The sequence below is a fragment of the Steroidobacter gossypii genome (assembly GCF_016801985.1).
Taxonomy (GTDB): domain Bacteria; phylum Pseudomonadota; class Gammaproteobacteria; order Steroidobacterales; family Steroidobacteraceae; genus Steroidobacter; species Steroidobacter gossypii.
Genome location: NZ_JAEVLS010000002.1, coordinates 827,649 through 845,483 on the forward strand (window position 1 = coordinate 827,649; position 17,835 = coordinate 845,483).

A 17,835-nucleotide genomic window follows, 5' to 3' on the forward strand; every position below is an offset into this window, starting at 1 on the left:
CGGGTTTCACCACGCGAATCTATCAGGGAGCCCCGGCCCTGGCGAGCCGGGACTCCTTGCGCAAGGCGTCAGGGTTCAAGCGCGCCCGCAGCGCCGGCTTCAGGGACATAAATCAGCCGCCCGTCGGCAAGTTTGTACGTGACGCCCGCTTTCACACCTTCGCCTTCGCCGATCTCGTCTCCGGCCTCGTAGCGCCGCAGTTCCTCGCCTTGTTTGACGATCATGCGCTGGTCCGCTTCCCCGGGATTCTCGATGACCACGACATTGGTGCTGGAAAAGGGGTTGAGCGGGTTGCGAACGATGACGATCAGCAGGATGCCGATCACGACCAGGAACAGATCGATCAGGTTCACCAGCGACAGGATGGGATCGTCGGCTTCATCGTGCTCCAGAAAACGCATCACGCAACCTCCTGCGTGCGCTCGATGTCACGCAGTTCCTGCAGCAGCCAGCGGCGTCTTATCGTGAGCACGAAGAAGGTGATGCTGGCGCTGACGAGCGCCAGGATGACGGCGGAAAAGGCCACCACCAGGTTGTCGCCAACGCCTTGAGCGTCGCTGCGAGTCAACGCCAGCAGCGCCGGGCCCATTGGGATCATCGTGGCCACCAGGCCGAGCATCGGCGCGCTACGCGAGGTGATGCGCAGCCATTCCAGCCGCTTCATGATCCACAACTCCAGATCGTCGCTGCCGAATGCGCCTTGGCGTCGATATTCGCCAAGCGGCGAGCGGTATGCGCCGCGCCGTCGCTGCCACGCCTCGACCACAAACGCGCCGAGCGAGACAAAGGAATAAACCAAGGCAGCAACAATGAGTATCAACACCGGCGTCAGGAACAGACGGGTCAGCGAGTACAGCGTGGCTTCGAATTCAGTCATGCCAGATCATCTCCAGGTCAGGTTCGAAATTGCGGAGCGCGAGTGGGCAGGGACTGGCGCAGCTGATGCGCGCCGCCACCGACAAAACAAAGCACGAGGGCGAGTAACGCCAGCCACACTCGCCAAAGCGGCTCATCGACGTCCGCTGCAGTCGTTTCCTGCATCACCTGTCCGCGCACCGTTTCTGTTTGAGCAGGGCTCGCGCTCGGCGTCGTCGCCCTTTGGGTAGTGACGCCGGGCTGAAGTCCAAAACCAGCAGCCATCTCCTGGGCGAATTCGCGAGTCTCAGCCGCACCGGTCGCGAGACCGCGGTCCGCAAGCTCCTGCCAACGCTCCGCGATCTCGCGTCGCGTCTGCTCGGCAGCATCCCAATAGCCTTTGCGGATCGCTTCGAGCATGCGCTCGAGGATTTGCGCCTGCGCGGTCGGGTTGTGCTGTTCGAACCAACGTTTCATGTCGAGCTGATGCTTGTCCATGACATATACGTCATGCATGGACTGCCATTGATCGGCGCGCACCGTGCTTGGATCGAGCGCTTGCCAGCCCCACAGATTGTTGAGGGTGTCGACGATCTCCAGCGTGCCGGCATAACCTTCCTGCTGCATGGGTTTGATCCACTGCGGGTTGAGATAGCGCGTACGCATCTCTTCGGCGAGGAAGCTCGCGGCCGAAGCGATGCGACCCTGCGGGCGTCGCTGGTCGGAAATATAAAGCTCGGGGCTGTTGCCATTGATGTGTCGAACGGCAAGCGACAGCCCGCCGAGGAACTGAAATGGATCGTCGCCCGTAAGCAGCCCATACAAGTTGGAAGAGCGTGAAAGCACGGCGGCCTGTACGCCCTTGAGCTGTTCGGCGTAGACATTGACGCCCGCGATAGCAGTGCCCCAATCCTGGCTGCCATAGGCATATTGCAATCGATCCAGGTACTGCTCGGCTAAAGGAGCATCGTCGTTCCAGGCAGTGGAGTCGAGCACAGCATCCGCCAGGCCGACGCCATAATCGCCCGCTTGATTGCCGAACAGTCTCACGGCCGCGAGGCGCTGAGCCTTCGTGGCATCCAGTCCTTGTTTTCTCAAGCTCGCCGTCGCCGCACGGGTGTTTTTCGCGATCACATTGCCAGGCTCATCGAGCCTAGACAGTCGCTCCGTGGCATCCGCCAGCAGGCGCATGAATCCTTCGAACTGGTCGCGATACGCACCAGTAACCTGAACCACGGCATCGATGCGTGGCCGGCGCAACTCGGTGGCCGGAATGATGTCCAGTGCAGTCACTCGACCGCCTTCGTCCCAGCGCGGACGCAAGCCCATGGCGTGCAACACCTGTCCTTCGGTGACGCCCATGTGACGCATGGCTTCGACAGACCACAAGCTGAAGGCAAGCTTGGTTGGTGCCGCGCCATCGTGCTTGCCACGGAAATCCTCGATGAGCGCATTCAGCGCGGTTTCGGCGGCTTCATAAGCGCTGCGCGTCGGCAGCTTGTCCGGTTCGAAGCCGTACAGGTTGCGGCCGTTGGGAACATCCGGATTGCGCACCGGATCGCCGCCGGGTCCCGGCAACACGAGCCGCCCGGCCAGGCCGTGCAACAACGCGGTAAGCTCATTGTTCGTCGCCAGATGTCGATCCAGTTGCACGGCTCGTTCGACGAACTTGCGCAACGTCGCATCAGCGATCTCGGTCGCCGGCACTCGATCGCGCACATGCCGCTGAAGCAATTGATACGGCGGCGTCTGAGCCAACTGCGAGCCGCCCGTGGCGAACGCTTCATTGCCCGTCATTGCGTGGCCCATGGCGGCGTGGACCGCTTGCATCTGCGACGTGGCGGCCTTTGCGAAATCATCGCCCAGCTGCTGGATCACTGTGCTCACGCGGTGCTCCGGGCTGGGCGAAACACCCAACGTATGCAGACCCAACGGCACGCTTTGCCGAGCAAGGCCGTGCAGGTGATCGTGAAATGCATCCAGGAAGGCGTCGAAGTTCTCGCGCATGGCTTGCTCGCTCCAGTCCATGTCCTTGTGGAACGAGTGCTCGACAATGAGCTGCCGCATGTTGTCCGCGGTCCGATCTCGCACCGGCCCGGGATCCAGCTGAATGTATTCGTGCAGCAGCGTGTGAATGTCCGCCAGCTCCTTGTACAACCCGGAAGGGGCGAATGGCGGCGTCTGATGACTGATCAGGACGGCGCGCCCGCGACGCTTCGCTTGCAGCGCCTCGCCGATGTTGTCCTGGATGTAGGGATAGAACACGGGCAGATCGCCGATGGCCAGCAACGGATAGTCGTTCACCGACAATCCGCGATCCTTCCCGGGCAACCACTCTTGCGTGCCGTGCGTGCCGAAATGGATCAACGCGTGTGGGGTGCTGTCTCTCAAGTATAGATAGGCGGCGAGATAGAGATGGTCCGGTGGCAGCGCGGCGTCGTGATAACCCGCGCCAGGTTCTCCACCGCGAGGCATCTGCGGCATCAGCATCAACTTGCCCAGTTGCCAGCGAGGAATGACAAACTGTTTCTCGCCGCGTACCTCGCGCACCGCCCAGTTCGAGAGTGGATCGCCCCAGCGCTGCAGCAGCTCCGAGCGAACCGAGGAAGGCAAACTCGCCAGCCAGTCTTGATAGCGCTTCACTGGCAGAAGGCCCGCCAGGTCTTTGCGTAGCAGCTCATCGAGCCGATCATGGTGGTAGAGCACCGAGAGCAGCGCTTGCCCGGTCTCGATCGCCTGTTGCTCGGTGGTTTCTGGAATGTCGTAACCCGCGGCGCTCAGGGCGCGAGTCAACGATTGCAAACTGCGTGGCACGTTGAGATTCGAGGCCGAGAAATTCTTCTCGCCCTGGGGATAATTCCAGAACATCAACGCCAGTCGTTTCTCGGATGGCGGCGTGCGTCGAAGCGCCGCCAGGGCGGCAGCTTTGCGTAGTACGGCGTCGACCTGTGCGCTCATCGGCGCAAGCTCGCCGTCCTTCACGGCGGCGATCACCAGCGGATCGCTCATGCCCCAGATCTCGTACACAGCGATGAACGGGGCCACCAGTCGTGACGGCGCACCACTGGTGGCCTGCAGCCAGTGTTCGCTATCTCCATCGCGATAGTTCAGTGTTTGCAGCACCGGGATATCGAGCAGTTCGATCTCGCGCATGCGCGCCCGACCATTGCCCATGTGCTGCATGTTGATGAGCACGTCCGCGCGCGCGGGCAACACGGTCTTCTTCAACGCGTCCGGATCCTCACTGTCGAACCAGACAGCCAGAGGCATCTGTCCAAGCACTTCGCTGCGGCGGATGACTGCGTCGATCACCTGCGTTTGCAACGTCCCGAATGCCGAGGCGTGAATGGCAAAAGCGACCCGTGGCGCGCCGGATTTCCACCGCTCCTTGCCCCATTGTTCGTAGTCCTGCAGCCGCATGAACAACTGAGGTGCGTCGGGGTGGTAGTAGCCGTGCGGAGGAACGATCAGCGGCGCAGGCACTTTCGAAGTGTCCTGCTTGGTCTGCCAGGCGCGAAAGTAGGCGAAGAAGTTGCGCAGATTGGCCTCGCCACCATTGCGGTAATACTCGATCAGCGTCTGGCCTGGCTGCTCCGGCAGCCCACTGAAAGCTTCACGTCGGGTGGTCGCCTCGATGCGTGGCACGCGGCTGCGCTGAAGTGCGCCACCGATCCTTTCTTCGACGCGCTGGCGGGCGCTTTGCAGCGGCGCTTCGATGATCAGCAGATCCGCCGCACCGATCCAAAGGTCAGGCGCAGAAGGGAGTCTGCCGAGATAAGCCCATTCCAACTCCACGTCCGCTTGGGCAGCGATGGCTTGCAAGCGCTCGAGCCGTCCGGCGAGGACGGACTCGTCGGCGACAACGCGCACCACGGGCTCAGCTGCTTGGGCATGTGTGATTGCGAGGCACGTAAGTAGCAGCAGTGCGAGGACACGCAGCATCAGAAGCTCCCGGTGAACCCGACCGAGTAGGAGCGTCCGACTTCGACGTAGTTGAAGCGGCTGGACAGCGCTGCCAGATTCTCATCGCTCAAGTTGTCGCCGGAGAGATGCAGCTTGAAATGCGAGGTCAGCTGGTAATTGAGGTCGGCGCCCCAGAGCGTGTAGTCGGGCAGGCCGTAGCGAACTTCGCTGCTGTACATGGTTTGTTTGCCGTAGTAGTTGCCGCGCAGCTGTGCGTTGAGTTTGTCTGTCGCAGACCACTTCAGCGTGAGATTGATCGTGTGCTTGGGCTTCTCCGCCAATGGCTGATCCGCGGTCAGATCCTTGGCGTTCAGGAAGGTGTAGTTGAGATCCATCGCGAGCTGCGGCAGGGGTGACAGGCTCGCGGCAACTTCGACGCCGCGAATGCGAGCTTCCTCGACGTTCTCATAGTTCAGCACCCGTAGTGCGTCACAATCGGAGGCGCAGTAGCTCTGGATCAGATCTTCGACGTCGTTCTGGAACAGCGTCGCCTGCAATGACCAGCGCGCAGCGTTGTAACTCGCACCCAGCTCATAACTGGTGTTGAACTCCGGATCGAGATCGGGATTGCCGAAAACCACGAAGGAGCTGGTGGTCACCGAGTATTCGGGGGACAGCAGCTTCAGGTTGGGCGCTTTGAAGCCGCGGCCGACGCCGCCTTTCAGAGTCACATTCTCGGAGGCGTGATAGACCGCATAGGCGCGCGGGCTGTTCTGGCCGCCGAAGATGTCATGATCGTCGTAGCGCGTGCCGAGCACCAACAACCAGCTTCCCAGTTGCAACTCGTCTTGCACGAACAGCGCCCGGTGGCGCGTGCTGTCGTAGCCTGCGGAGTTCATGGACGTATCGAACAGTTCCTCCTCGCGCCACTCGCCGCCGAGGCTCAATCGGTTCGCGTCGCCGATCTTGAGCGACGTGCGGGCATCGTAAGTTCGATCTTCGAGCACCTGCGGCCGCACCGGCGTGCCACTCGAGCGACGATTGGTCTTTTCGAGCTTGGTTCCGTACGCCCGCAACGTGGTGTCGCCCCAGCTCCATTGCCCGGTGTGGCTGAAGGCGTATTGGCGGCGCTCGATCAGATCGGTGGTGACGTAGTAGTTGCGCCCGGTGATGGCATTGCGCTCGCGATCTTCTTTGCCTTGGCCGTAGTTCACGCTGATGCGCTGTGCGTCGTCGGGCGTCCAGTTCAGGGCGACATTGCCTGTGGCGACCTCGCGACCTTCCATTTCCGACAACCGGGGATCGACCGCACTGACGGTCGGCTCGCGATCACGAAATTCGCCGTATGCGGAGATGCCCAGCACGTCCTGCACCAGTGGGCCTGCGAGGTACAGTCCCGTTTGCAGAACTTCACCCCCACGACCGTCTTCCCGCCATTCGCCGCGGCTGGTCATGCTCGCTCGCCATTCGTCGGTGGCCGGTCGAGTGATGATGTTGATGACGCCGCCGAGCGCGTCCGAGCCGTACAGCGATGACATCGGGCCACGAACCACTTCGATACGCTCGATGCCTTCGGTCGGCACCCAGCCTACGTCCGCTTCGGAATGACCGATCACACCGGCGGTCTGGCTGACACGTCGACCGTCGATCATGGTCAAGGTGTATTCGTTGGACATGCCACGAATGCTGATGCCACGGCGCGCAAGTCCCACCCCTCCAACCTGTACGCCGGCTGCGCCTTGCAGGGCATCGGCAAGATCCTGCACCGGCCGGCTGTTCAGTTCCTCTCGGTCGATGACGGTGATCGAAGCGGGCGCGTCTTCGAGCTTCTGCTCGATGAAAGTGGCGGTCACCACGACCTGCGGAATCTCTTCGGGCGCGCTGGCGGCGAGCGCGGGTTGTGTGAGGGCGGTAGAACCCAGGATGAATGTTACAAATGGTCGCCGTTCGCGACGTGAATATCGATTGCTCACGGAGCACTCTCCCCAAACCAGGATGAAGCGCGCAGCCGATGACGAGCGCGCGAAACACGCGCGCGGCCGCGGGCCTTCGCACGATCGAGTCGCGCGAAAAACGTTTAGAAATGGATCAGGCGGGGGTCAGATCAGAGGCGGGCCGCGACTGTAATAAGCGCCGGGAGCAGGCGCCGCAGTCGTAGGAGCAATGTCAACAGGCGCGGTGAACGACTGCGGTTGCGGAGTGACAAGGTAGGCCGCCACGGAAGGCGCGGCGCCAGTGCCCGGCACCGAGACGCAGAAGGCGCACAGTTCATGCGTGGCCTGGTGCGAGTCAGTATCGAAGTCGCTGCTGTGGAAGTGCGTCGCCAGCGCCAGCATCCACAGACACAACGCTGCCGACAGCGCGATGCTGAATCGGCGCTGCAGTCGGTGCAGAGTGGCAGTGGCGGACGGGCGGCCCATATCTGGTCATATCGGGGAAACGATCCCGCGCACCATATCACACCGAAAATTACAAAAGGAACATCCTGGCTGATTGAGTAGCAAGCGCCTCGCATGGCCACGGTCGAGAACTTCGATGTGAAGCGCCGGCGAGCCTAGCAGCGGGCCGCTCACCAATCCGCATGGAATGCCCAACTGCCGCGCTTACCAGTTCATGGCGACACTTCAGAGTCAGCGCCCTGGAGCGGATCTCGTCAAACGAATAAACAATCCGCACTCGCCGCCGAGTGCGTGCTCGGATTCACCACTCGTCGCCGCGCACTCCGATCTTCTCGGCGCGTCGCTTTGCGGTCGCTCGCTTGCGGCCACCCTTGGCCGATAGCTGCTTGAGCAGAGCCGCACGCTGCACGGTGCTCTTCTTTTTCGCCGTCGTCCTCGCGCGCACCTTGCGCTTTGCCCGCTTGGGCGCGATCTGCTTCTTGGTCTGTGCCGACATGGCAGCCCCTCCTTCAGTTTTCGCTGCAGAGCGAACGCCCGAAGTTTTGGAAGGTTCCGGCAACGAGATGGCTAGCGGTGCGACGCAAACTTCTCGATGGCGCGGACCGCCGTTGCGAGGCCGGCTTCAGTTCGCATCTTCTCGCCCATGTCCCGAGCTCGAGAGCGAACATCATCGCGCTCGGCATAGCGAATGCTGTCCGCGAGCGAGGTAGCATTCAATGCCTTCCATCGGGGAAGCCGAGCGGCGACGCCCAATCCGTGCAGGCGGTCTGCCCAGAAAGGTTGATCGCCGGCGAAGGGTACGACGACGGAGGGGATGCCGGCGCGCGCTGTTGAATGAGACGTGCCGGAGCCACCGTGATGGACGGCGAGAGAACATCGCGGCAGCAGCCAATCGTGCGGCGTCTCGCCCACCACAAAGATGTTGTCGGGAAGCCGAGCGGCATCGACGCCGCTCCATCCGGGATAAAACAACGCGCGGCGCCCACCCAAGCCGGCAACGACCGACTCGAGCAGATGTTTGGGATCCATCCCGCCCATGCTGCCAAAGCCGACATAGACCGGCGGCGTGCCGGCGGACAAGAATGCATCGAGTGCTTCAGGCGGAGTCCACTGCCTGGCAGGAGCCAGCCACTGGCCGCAGACGAGCGCGTTCGACGGCCAGTCTCGCGGCTGCGGCAGCAGAGCAGGGGAGACGCCATACAACATCGGATGTCCCGTTGGAAGCGACTTCCAGGGAGGCAGGCTACAAACGCGTGCGCGCGCCTCGTTCGTCGCCTTGCGAAACGATCGCCACAGCACGCCGTTGATGAAATGATGGCTGAACCGGTTCAGCATTCGCGGCAGCTTCCCGGGAGGCAGGAAGGGCGAGGCGAAGTCGGCGGTCGGCGTCAGCGGAAACAATCCAGTTCCGATTGCTGGCACCCGCAGATGTTCCGCCGCGGACAAACCAATGAAGCCTGCCAAACCGGATAGGATGAGGGCGTCGCATCCCGCGCCGGCCTGTATCGCCGAGCGCAGCCAGTGCTCGGCATTCTCGTTCGCGATGCGAGCGAGTTCGCGTGCGGTGTGATTGACGCTGTTCTTCTCGAACAGACCCGAGCCGGGCTGCAACGCTTTGCGAATGTCTCCAGCGATGGGCGTCGCAGGGACGCCGAGTGCGGTCGCTGTTCCCAGCGTGGCGCCGTCCGCAAGCAAATGCGCTTCGTGACCGGCGTCCATCAGAGCGCGGCTCAAAGCGGCGAGAGGGCGGGTGTCGCCGTCAGTGCCGTAAGTCAGGACCAGGAATTTCATCGTCGCGACGATCCTTTCAAGAAGATTTCCAGCGCCGCGTCGAACTCATCTCGCAGCTTGGCTTTCGGAGTCATCAGCCAGCGCATCAGCGCGGCCAGATAAAGAAAGTGGAAGAACAAAGCGAGGCGGGCCGCCGGCTGCGTGTCTCGCAGCTCGCCGGAGCGCTGAGCGGCTTCGATCAACGCCATGAACGCGCGCACCAGATCGGCTCGAGCGTCGTTCTCGTCCGCACCCGGCTGTCCGACGCTGAGAAAGCGGTAGCGCAGGTACGGCATCAGGTACTCGCGGTGACGTTGATGCCAGGTCGCCGAGGCGTCGAGCAAACGTCGCATGCCGCGCTTGAAATTGTTGTCCGCCTGAGACGTCGGCAGCAGGCGCGCGAGATCGTGCTCCAGCTGCATATGAATCCAATGAGCGAGAACCGCTTCCTTGACAGGGAAGTGGCTATAAAGTGTGCCCTTCGCGACGTCGGCCTCGGCGGCCAGCTGCTCCATGGTCACAGCGTCGTAGCCGTGCGCCTCGAACAGCCGAAAGCCGGTGCGTGCGATGTGATCGAGCTTCTCCAAGCGCTTGCGCGCTCGACGCGAGGGCTGTGGCGCAACCGAACCGGGCATGACGGCATCACGAAAACTGAACGACGTTCAGAATTGTACGCCGTTCAAGATGAACAACCAAGCTTTCCGCTTTGCGGAATGTGACGCAGTTCAATGCAAAATAACGCCTGCATAAAGCGCTCTTGATGCACGGTCAACGACGCATGATCGATTCGCCGAAACGCCCCAATCGCCTTCAATACGAAACAACCATGCACGCCCTCGCTGTCAGAATTTTCGACGCGTGCGAGGTGGAACCTCGGCGCAAAATCTAAAGTGGCATTGGAGACAGCTATGGTTGATTCGAATAGTGCGAAAGCGCACGGAATGCGTTCGCGCAGAGCCGCCCTGGCCGCGGTAACCACGACGACGTTGCTGGGCTTGAGCCCGGTGCATGCGCAGGAGGCGCCGAGCAACGACACGACGTTGATTGACATCCAAGAGATCATCGTGACCGGTTCGCGCATCCGGCGCTCCGATACGGCCACCGCCGCGCCCATCACGGTCATCGACCAGCAGGCGTTGGCGGATCGCGGCTTCGTTTCGATCAGCCAGGCGCTCAACGAAACCACCGCCATCACGCCGGCGCGCGCTCAGTCGCTGCTGGACGGTTCGGGCAGCGGTGGTGGTGAACAGTATCCGCAGTTGTTCGGCTTGGGCGCGGGTCGCACCCTGACCCTGGTCAACGGCCGCCGCATGGTGACTTCCGCAGGCAGCTTCTCGAGCGGCTTCGGCAACAGCAGCAACGACAGCGTGGTGGACACCAACCTGATTCCGACCGGTCTGCTCCGCAGCGTCGAAATCGTGCAGGGTGGCGGCGCCGCCGTGTACGGCTCGGACGCCATGGGCGGCGTGGTCAACTACATCTACAAGGACGATTTCGAAGGCCTCGAGATCGACGCGCAGTACGGCAATTCCGAGGATGGGGACTACGAGACGCCGGCCGCACGCGTCACCTGGGGTATGAACTTCGCCGAGCGCGGCAACATCGCGGTGAACCTCGAGTGGTCGAAGACCGATCCGCTGCTGCCGGAAGATCGCATGGACGCCACGCGCTTCCTGACCGGCTCGCAGAACGATCTGAACACGGGTCCGAACGACGGTCAGCCCTCGCTGGTGCGCATTGCCGATGCGCGCTTCTGGATGTTCAACCAGGCGGGCATTCTGTTCACCCCGCCGAATCCGGCGCAGTTCCCGAACCGCGCCTTCATCACCACCGACGGTCTGTCGTTCATCAACGGCGGCACCCCGGCGCAGCTCAATGCGGACGGCACCGCTCTGGTCGCCTACAACCCGGGCGTGTTCCCGACTCGCAACGGCCCGTCGATCCCGTTCGCCTCCGGCGGCGACGGCTTCGACTATCGCAGTCTCAGCGCGTTGACCACCGGCATCGAGCGCACCAACGCCAACCTGATCGGTCACTACGACTTGACCGACAAGATCCGCCTGTCCACTGAACTGCTGTACGCCAAGACGGAAGGTGAGGATCCGCGTGCTTCGATTCCCTCGAACACGATCCTCAATGCCGCCGCGACCGGTTCGGGCCCGATCATCATCAGGGGCAACAATGCGTTCCTCACCTCCGATGTGCGCAATTCGATCGTCAACTACCTGAACACCAACTTCGGCCCGGGCGCAGGCAATGCCTGGGCGGCCAACGCGCCGGTGCCGCTGCCGCCGGTGGCGCTGTCGAAGAGCTGGGTGGATCTGCTGCCCTCGTCGGTCGGCGAGCGTGAAGTCGATACGTTCCGCGCCGTGCTGGCGTTGGACGGCGACTTCTCCGCGGCCAATCGCGACTTCTACTGGACGGTGTCCGCCACTCACGCCACCGTGGACGGCAGCACCCGCACCTGGGGCGTGTGGCAGGATCGCTATAACAACGCGATCAATTCGGTGTTGAATGGCAGCGGCGCCCCGGTCTGCGCCATCAACGCGGATGCGGATCCGACCAACGACGATCCGTCGTGTTCGCCGATCAACCCGTTCGGCATCGGCAATGTCAGCGCCGACGCTCGCAACTATGTGAGCGCCCGCTTCGGCATGGACTACGAGAACACCCAGCAGGACTATCTCGCCACCCTGGGCGGCGATGTGATGTATCTGCCGGCGGGGCCGATGCGTTTCAGCGTCGGCTTCGAGCATCGCAAGGAAGAGGCGGAGTTCAAGCCGCTGGCCTCGGATCAGGCCGGCATCGGTCGCCTCGGCGTGCCGACTCTGCCGCAGGAAGGCGAGTACGACACCAACGAATTCTCGGCGGAATTGCTGATTCCGATCCTGGGTCAGGATTTCAACCTGCCCGGCGCCGAGACCGTCGAGCTCACCGGTGCGTTCCGTAACGTCGATCACTCGATCGCCGGCACGGAGAGCGTGTGGAATGCAGGCCTGCGCTGGAGCATCGTGCAGGACTTCACGGTGCGCTACTCGCGCAGCCGTAACTTCCGTGCGCCGAACCTGACGCAGCTGTTCGCGCCGACGGTGACGAATCTCGCCACGATCACCATCGATCCTTGCGATGCAGACCGAATCAACGGCGGCCCGAATCCGGCGGTGCGTCTGGCGAACTGCCAGGCGGTGTTCGCGCAGCTGGGTGTGGATCTGAACGGCTTCCAGTCCAACGCCGAGAGCTTCCCGTCGGCGCTGGTGACCACGGGCGGCAATCCCAACCTGGACAACGAAATCTCCGACACCACCAGCTTCGGTTTCATCTTCGAACCGAGCTTCGCCGAAGGCCTGACGGTGATCGTCGATCGCATCGAGATCGATCTGGAGGATGGCCTGTCGTTGTTCCAGCCGCAGGACTTCCTCGCGACCTGCTTCGACACGCCGGGCCTGCCCGCAGACATCTGCGGCATCTCGACGCGCGATGCGAACGGTCAAGTGGTGACCAGCGCGGCGCAGACCATCAACGCTGGTTCGATCCGCTACCGCGGTGAGAACTACAACGTGAACTACGCCTTCCCTGTGGGTCCGGGCAACCTGTTCCTCGGCGTCGAAGCCACGCACACCAGCGAGCTGGAGACTTCGGTGACGGGCCTGGATCGGACTCGCACCGATGGCACCACCGCGCAGCCGGACTGGCGCGGTCGCTTCGATGCGCGTTACGGCTTCGGCTCGTGGCGCCTGGCGTACACCCTCAACTACCTGCCTTCGGTGTTGACGGCGTACACAGCGACGATCGAGACCACCGACGTTCCGACCGTCGATGCGAACTATCGTCACAGCGTCTCGGCGCAGTTCGACGTGACCGACCAGGTGACGGTGCGCGCGGGCGTGGAGAATTTCACGGACGAAATGCCTTCGTACCCGACCGCTTCGTACGGCGACATCATCGGTCGCCAGTACTGGATGGGGGTGCGCGCGAAGTTCTAAGTTAGATTAGCTGTCGCCACAGCGAGGGGCTCCCTGCTCAGCGGGGAGCCCCTCTTTTTTAGCGCGCGAGATTGGCGAGATCCACACCGTACAGGGCGGCATTCTTCTTCACATACTCGGAACGATCCTTGATGGGTTCGCCAGCGAGCGCCGCGGAAAGCGTGTCCAGCATGGTGTGCCAGCCCATCGCATTCTGTGGGATGAAGCGCTCGAGAATGGGGAAGTGCTTGAAGGTCAGTAGCACCTCGTCACCGCGCGGCTCGAGTTCGAACGTCGGATAGGACTCAGGGTAGGGCGAGACTGCATCTTCGGCAGCGCCCGGCTCGAACACATTCCAGGTGTAGATGAGTCTCCGTGGTGGTTGCCACTGAGTGACTACGCCGCGAATGTGACCATTGACCAGCCGCACAGCGCCGCCCTGGCGCGGCTCCATCACAGCGACTTCGCCGAACCATGTCGGCAGCTTCTTCGGCTCGGTGAGATACGACCACACCCGTTCGATGGGCCCTGGGAGCAGGCGCGCGAATGTGACACAAGCAAGTGTCGACATTTCGCCCTTTTCGTTGGTTGGAAACTTTGCCATCACTTCTCCTTGCGTCGTTTGCGAGGTCTGCCTGCCGGTTTGCGCAGTTCGGCTTCCAGTGCATCGAAGCGCGGCGCCCAGAACCCTTTGAGCTCCTCGACCCAGCGGGAGAGCTCGGCGACGCCGTGGGGGTCGAGCTCATAGATGCGCCGTTGCGCCTCGGCGCGCACGCGTACGACCTGCGCTTCGCGCAGCACCTTCAGGTGCTGTGAGATGGCCGAGGCGCTGATATCGAAGCGCTCGGCGATCTCGCCGGAAGAAAGCGCGCCGCGCGCCAACGATTCGACGATGCCGCGCCGGGTGGGATCGGCCAAAGCTGCGAAAATGCTCATGGGTCTTACCGAATCGAACCGTTTTCGCCTCCACCCAATGGTGACTTCGGGCCGGCGCTGTAGCGGCTGCTTAATTTAGCTGATACTAAAATAACAAACTGTCAAATGACAAGCGCGCCGGCGCGCGATGTTCGCCGGTAACCGCGGGGCGTTGGCCGGCGATGCGTTGCATGGATGGCTTGCTGTACTGATACTGTCCTCAACAGCTTTTCAAGTTGAGGGATAAACGACACGTGCTGTTCGCTCCAGAAACCTGGCCGTTTACGGTGGCGTCCTTTCTGCTCCTGCTGTTCGCCCTGGTCGAGTGCCTGGCGATGGTGATCGGGGCCAGTCTGTCGCAGTCGTTACAGCAACTATTCCCCGATCCGGGTGAAGGCATCGCCGGTCCGTTCGATAAATTGCTGGACTGGCTGTCGGTAGGACGAGTGCCGTTCGTGGTGCTGGTGGTGTTGTTCCTGGCGAGCTTCGCGCTCACCGGCTTCGCCCTCAACCTCATCGTGCGTCAATTCTTTGGCGTCTGGGCCCCGACCTGGATCGCGGTCATGGTGGCGTTGATCGTCACGTTGCCGCTGGTTCGTCTGTGCGGTGCGGGCCTGGCGCGAGTGATTCCCCAAGATCAAACGTATGCAGTCTCGTTCGAGTCGCTGGTTGGCCGCGTCGCAACCGTCGTGACCGGCACCGCGCGCCCGGGCTATCCCGCCCAGGCGAAAGTGGCCAACGAGCATGGGCAGATGTTGTATGTAATGGTCGAGCCGGAGGCGCAGGGCATGACGTTCCAAAGCGGGGAACAGGTGCTGCTCACCCGGCAGCTGGCGGGCAATCGGTTCGCCGGGGAGCTCAATCCCTGGCCCGATCTGCTGTGAGCGAGTTGGAAATGACCACGCGATGGGTTTGCTAACTGCTGGGGAGAGTCATGGAATATTCGATCGAAGAGATGCTGGTCCTGGTGGGCATCGGCTTTGTAGCGCTGATGCTGCTGCTGTTCATTTTCTCGCGGCTGTATCGCCGCTCATCCAAGGAGCGGGCGTTCGTGCGTACCGGCCTGGGCGGGCAGAAGGTGGTGATGGATGGCGGCGCCCTGGTGCTGCCGGTGTTCCACGAAACCATCCTGGTGAACATGAACACGCTGAAGCTGGAAGTCACGCGCTCCGGCAAAGACTCGCTGTTCACCAAAGACCGCATGCGCGTGGACGTGGTCGTCGCGTTCTTCGTGCGCGTGGTGCCGACGAAAGAGGGCATCGCGAACGCCGCGCAGACCCTCGGTCAACGCACCATCGATCCCGAACAGCTGTCGCAGCTGGTCGAGGACAAGTTCGTGGACGCGCTGCGCGCGGCGGCCGTGTGGATGACCATGCAGGAGCTGTTGGACAAGCGCCAGGACTTCATCCAGGGCGTGCAGAACGCGGTCAGCGAAGATCTGTTGAAGAACGGCTTGGAGCTGGAGAGCGTGTCGCTGACGCGCATCGATCAGACGGCCATGCAGTTCTTCGATCCCAACAACGCTTTCGACGCCGAAGGTCTGACGCGGCTCACCGAGCAGACCCAGCGCCGCAATCGCGAGCGCAACGAGATCGAGCAGGACACGAGCGTGGCCATCTCGCGAAAGAACTTCGAAGCCAAGCAGCTGCAGCTGGAGATCGATCGCCAGAAGCGCTTCGCCGAGCTGGCGCAATCGCAGGAAGTCGCTGCGCGGGAAGCCGAGCAGGCCGCGACGGTAGCCAAGGTGCAAGCCGAGAAGCTGCGCGAATCCGAAGAAGCGAAGATCGTAGCGCAACGGCAGATTCGCGAAGCCGAGGTGGCCAAGGCGCAGGCTGTGCGTCAGCGCGAAGTCGAAGCCGAACGCGAGATCAGCATCGCGTCCATCGAGCAGCAGCGCGCCACGCAGATCGCCGATCAGAACAAGGCGATCTCCATCGCGCAGAAATCGGAGGAGCAATCCAAGGCCCAGGCAAGTGCCAACCTGGCGCTGGCCGAAGCCGTCAAGTCGGAGCAGGCGGTGAAGACCGCGGAGGAAGTCGCCAAGGCCGAGCGTGAGAAGCAGGTGACGCTGGTGCTGGCGTCGCAGGAAGCGGAACGTCAGGCGATCAGCGTGAAGGTCTCCGCGTTGGCCGAGAAAGAGGCGTCCGAAGCCAAGGCCGATGCGATCCGCACGCTTGCGAAGGCGAACCGCGAAAACTACGAAGCGGAAGCGGCCGGTAAGCGCGCCCTGAACGAGGCGATCAACACGCTTTCCAACGCGCAGATCTCGCTGCAGGAGAAGCTCGCGTTGATCCAGGCGCTCCCCAAGATCATCGAAGAGGCGGTGCGCCCGATGCAGAACATTGACTCCATCCGCATCATGCAGGTGGACGGGCTCAACACCGGCGCGGCCGGTGCGCAGGCGGGCGATCAGGCGAACGGCGCGTCTGGCGGCAATCTCGCCGAGCAGGCCGTCGGCGCTGCGCTGAAATATCGCGCTTACGCACCGGTGGTCGATCAGCTGATCAAGGAAGTGGGGCTGTCGGGCAGCGGGTTGGACGGTTTGCTCAAAGCCACGCCGGCCGAGCCGGTCCTCACGCCGACGCCTGTGTTGCCCGCTCAGGCATAATGCCGGCTTCGTAATTGCCGGTCGGCGGGAACGATGATGATGGAGTTCGGGAGATCGGCGAGCCTCGTGCTCGCCAGCGTGCTGGCTTTGTCCAGTGCTTTGTTCGGTGATGTCCATGCTGCGGACTCGGCGCAGCGCGCTGAAGCGGCGCTGAAAACCATCAGCGCCAAGCCAGCGGTAAAAGCTGCGCTCGAGCAAATCCGTCGCGAGGACGAACGCACGCTGCGCGAGCAGATCGAGATCGCCGAGATCCCTGCGCCATCTCACCAAGAGCAGAAGCGTGCACAGGACTATGTGCGTCGGCTGCGTGAGCTCGGCCTGAGCGAGATCGAGATCGACAAAGAGGGCAACGTCATCGCACGGCGTCCGGGCACTCGCCGCAACGGACCTCTGCTAGTGCTGTCAGCCCATCTCGACACAGTGTTCTCCGCGGACACCAACGTGAAGGTTCGCAAGGAGGGCAATCGATACTACGGCGCTGGCATTAGCGATGATGCGCGCGGGCTCGCTGTCCTTCTGACGGTGTTGCGCGCCATGCAAGAGCATCAGTTGCGCACTCAGGGTGACGTGTTGTTTGTCGCCACTGTCGGCGAAGAAGGACTTGGCAATCTCCGCGGTGTGAAGGCTTTGTTTCGCGATCGACAAGACATCGACGGTTTCATTTCCGTCGATGGCACCGAATCGCCACGGTTGCCGCCCGGCGAGTCGGAGGTGGTGACGCGAGCCGTGGGCAGCCACCGCTGGGAAATCACATTCATCGGGCCGGGCGGCCACAGTTATGAGAACTTCGGGACGCCCAGCGCGGTCCATGCCATGGGACGCGCGATCAGCGCGATCTCGGATCTGCAGCCGCCGGCCGGGCCGAAGACGACGTTCACTGTTTCCATCGTTTCCGGCGGCACCGCCATCAACGCCATTGCCGAAAAGGCACAGCTGAAGTTGGACATCCGTTCAGAAAACGCGGCGGCGCTGGCTGCCATGGAAGAAAAAATCATGGCCGCGGCCGAGCAGGCCGGCGTGGAGGAAGGCAAACGCTGGGGCGCCGAGCCGGTGCGCGTCGAACGCAAGTTGCTCGGCGATCGGCCGGCTGGCGCGGGCGGCAGCGATAATGCCGTGGCTTCGGCCTGGATGAACGCGCTGGTCGCCTTGGGCGAAAAAACGCCCATTGCAACCGCGGGCAGCACCGATGCGAATGTGCCCATGGGACTGGGAATTCCAGCCATCACAGCCTCCGGCGGCGGTATTGCCGATAAAGCTCATTCTCTCGATGAATGGTATGAGCCGGTGCGCTCGTGGCTCGGGCCGCAAGGCCTGCTGCTCACCTCGCTGGCGTTGGCCGGCGTCGAGGGCGGTCCTCCACCTTTGTTGACGCGCCGTCATTGAACGCGGGCCGGCCAGCAATCGTGGGCCGTGTCATACTTTT

The 17,835-nt window shown here is 62.6% G+C and carries 14 protein-coding genes; 4 read left to right on the forward strand and 10 right to left on the reverse strand.

Features of this window, described 5'->3' with window-relative positions:
- Positions 1-68: 68 nt before the first annotated feature.
- The 8 genes from JM946_RS10850 to JM946_RS10885 all read right to left on the reverse strand — a co-directional run bounded on the left by JM946_RS10850 (position 69) and on the right by JM946_RS10885 (position 9,562).
- Entirely contained in the window at positions 69-401 is a 333-nt protein-coding gene (locus JM946_RS10850) for a DUF2149 domain-containing protein (protein WP_218042746.1), read from the reverse strand.
- Complete coding sequence (locus JM946_RS10855) at positions 401-877, reverse strand: MotA/TolQ/ExbB proton channel family protein (protein WP_203167304.1); 477 nt, start codon at positions 875-877, stop codon at positions 401-403. Before JM946_RS10855 ends, JM946_RS10850 begins: the two co-directional genes overlap by 1 nt.
- Positions 878-894: 17 nt before the next feature.
- Positions 895-4,794 carry a cobaltochelatase subunit CobN gene (gene cobN, locus JM946_RS10860; RefSeq protein WP_407700534.1) on the reverse strand — a complete coding sequence of 1,300 codons (3,900 nt, stop codon included), beginning with the start codon at positions 4,792-4,794 and terminating at the stop codon, positions 895-897.
- Between the two features lie 2 nt (positions 4,795-4,796).
- Entirely contained in the window at positions 4,797-6,731 is a 1,935-nt protein-coding gene (locus tag JM946_RS10865) for a TonB-dependent receptor domain-containing protein (RefSeq protein ID WP_203167306.1), read from the reverse strand.
- 126 nt (positions 6,732-6,857) lie between these two features.
- Positions 6,858-7,178: a hypothetical protein gene (locus JM946_RS10870; RefSeq protein WP_203167307.1), complete on the reverse strand. Its 321-nt coding sequence runs from the start codon at positions 7,176-7,178 to the stop codon at positions 6,858-6,860.
- Positions 7,179-7,458: 280 nt separating this feature from the next.
- A complete protein-coding gene (locus JM946_RS10875) occupies positions 7,459-7,653 on the reverse strand; it encodes a hypothetical protein (RefSeq protein ID WP_203167308.1) in 195 nt (64 codons plus the stop codon).
- A 71-nt stretch (positions 7,654-7,724) separates the two neighbouring features.
- Positions 7,725-8,948, reverse strand: a complete 1,224-nt coding sequence (locus JM946_RS10880) for a glycosyltransferase (RefSeq protein WP_203167309.1) — start codon at positions 8,946-8,948, stop codon at positions 7,725-7,727.
- Positions 8,945-9,562, reverse strand: a complete 618-nt coding sequence (locus JM946_RS10885) for a TetR/AcrR family transcriptional regulator (protein WP_203167310.1) — start codon at positions 9,560-9,562, stop codon at positions 8,945-8,947. The genes JM946_RS10880 and JM946_RS10885 overlap by 4 nt, the downstream gene beginning before the upstream one ends.
- Before the next feature lie 306 nt (positions 9,563-9,868).
- Here JM946_RS10885 and JM946_RS10890 point away from each other — a divergent pair, with 306 nt between their 5' ends.
- Positions 9,869-12,910, forward strand: a complete 3,042-nt coding sequence (locus JM946_RS10890; RefSeq protein ID WP_203167311.1) for a TonB-dependent receptor domain-containing protein — start codon at positions 9,869-9,871, stop codon at positions 12,908-12,910.
- A gap of 58 nt (positions 12,911-12,968) precedes the next feature.
- Here the strand turns inward: JM946_RS10890 and JM946_RS10895 are convergent, their stop codons facing one another.
- Positions 12,969-13,493, reverse strand: a complete 525-nt coding sequence (locus JM946_RS10895; RefSeq protein WP_203167312.1) for an SRPBCC family protein — start codon at positions 13,491-13,493, stop codon at positions 12,969-12,971.
- Positions 13,493-13,825, reverse strand: a complete 333-nt coding sequence (locus JM946_RS10900) for an ArsR/SmtB family transcription factor (RefSeq protein WP_203167313.1) — start codon at positions 13,823-13,825, stop codon at positions 13,493-13,495. Before JM946_RS10900 ends, JM946_RS10895 begins: the two co-directional genes overlap by 1 nt.
- A 233-nt stretch (positions 13,826-14,058) precedes the next feature.
- Between JM946_RS10900 and JM946_RS10905 the strand changes: the two genes are divergently transcribed.
- The 3 genes from JM946_RS10905 to JM946_RS10915 are packed head-to-tail and all read left to right on the forward strand — an operon-like array spanning position 14,059 to position 17,795.
- Positions 14,059-14,688 carry an OB-fold-containig protein gene (locus JM946_RS10905; protein WP_203167314.1) on the forward strand — a complete coding sequence of 210 codons (630 nt, stop codon included), beginning with the start codon at positions 14,059-14,061 and terminating at the stop codon, positions 14,686-14,688.
- Between the two features lie 50 nt (positions 14,689-14,738).
- A complete protein-coding gene (locus JM946_RS10910; protein WP_203167315.1) occupies positions 14,739-16,412 on the forward strand; it encodes a flotillin family protein in 1,674 nt (557 codons plus the stop codon).
- Between the two features lie 39 nt (positions 16,413-16,451).
- Positions 16,452-17,795 (forward strand): M20/M25/M40 family metallo-hydrolase, encoded by a 1,344-nt coding sequence (locus JM946_RS10915; protein WP_203167316.1) that lies wholly within the window; start codon positions 16,452-16,454, stop codon positions 17,793-17,795.
- The last annotated feature ends 40 nt before the right edge of the window (positions 17,796-17,835 follow it).

Bases quoted from the DNA above. Each gene is read 5' to 3' on its own strand.
- JM946_RS10850 (WP_218042746.1), bottom strand. From the start codon at position 401: ATGCGTTTTCTGGAGCACGATGAAGCCGACGATCCCATCCTGTCGCTG.
- JM946_RS10855 (WP_203167304.1), bottom strand. From the start codon at position 877: ATGACTGAATTCGAAGCCACGCTGTACTCGCTGACCCGTCTGTTCCTG.
- JM946_RS10870 (WP_203167307.1), bottom strand. From the start codon at position 7,178: ATGGGCCGCCCGTCCGCCACTGCCACTCTGCACCGACTGCAGCGCCGA.
- JM946_RS10875 (WP_203167308.1), bottom strand. From the start codon at position 7,653: ATGTCGGCACAGACCAAGAAGCAGATCGCGCCCAAGCGGGCAAAGCGC.
- JM946_RS10880 (WP_203167309.1), bottom strand. From the start codon at position 8,948: ATGAAATTCCTGGTCCTGACTTACGGCACTGACGGCGACACCCGCCCT.
- JM946_RS10885 (WP_203167310.1), bottom strand. From the start codon at position 9,562: ATGCCCGGTTCGGTTGCGCCACAGCCCTCGCGTCGAGCGCGCAAGCGC.
- JM946_RS10890 (WP_203167311.1), top strand. From the start codon at position 9,869: ATGCGTTCGCGCAGAGCCGCCCTGGCCGCGGTAACCACGACGACGTTG.
- JM946_RS10895 (WP_203167312.1), bottom strand. From the start codon at position 13,493: ATGGCAAAGTTTCCAACCAACGAAAAGGGCGAAATGTCGACACTTGCT.
- JM946_RS10900 (WP_203167313.1), bottom strand. From the start codon at position 13,825: ATGAGCATTTTCGCAGCTTTGGCCGATCCCACCCGGCGCGGCATCGTC.
- JM946_RS10910 (WP_203167315.1), top strand. From the start codon at position 14,739: ATGGAATATTCGATCGAAGAGATGCTGGTCCTGGTGGGCATCGGCTTT.
- JM946_RS10915 (WP_203167316.1), top strand. From the start codon at position 16,452: ATGGAGTTCGGGAGATCGGCGAGCCTCGTGCTCGCCAGCGTGCTGGCT.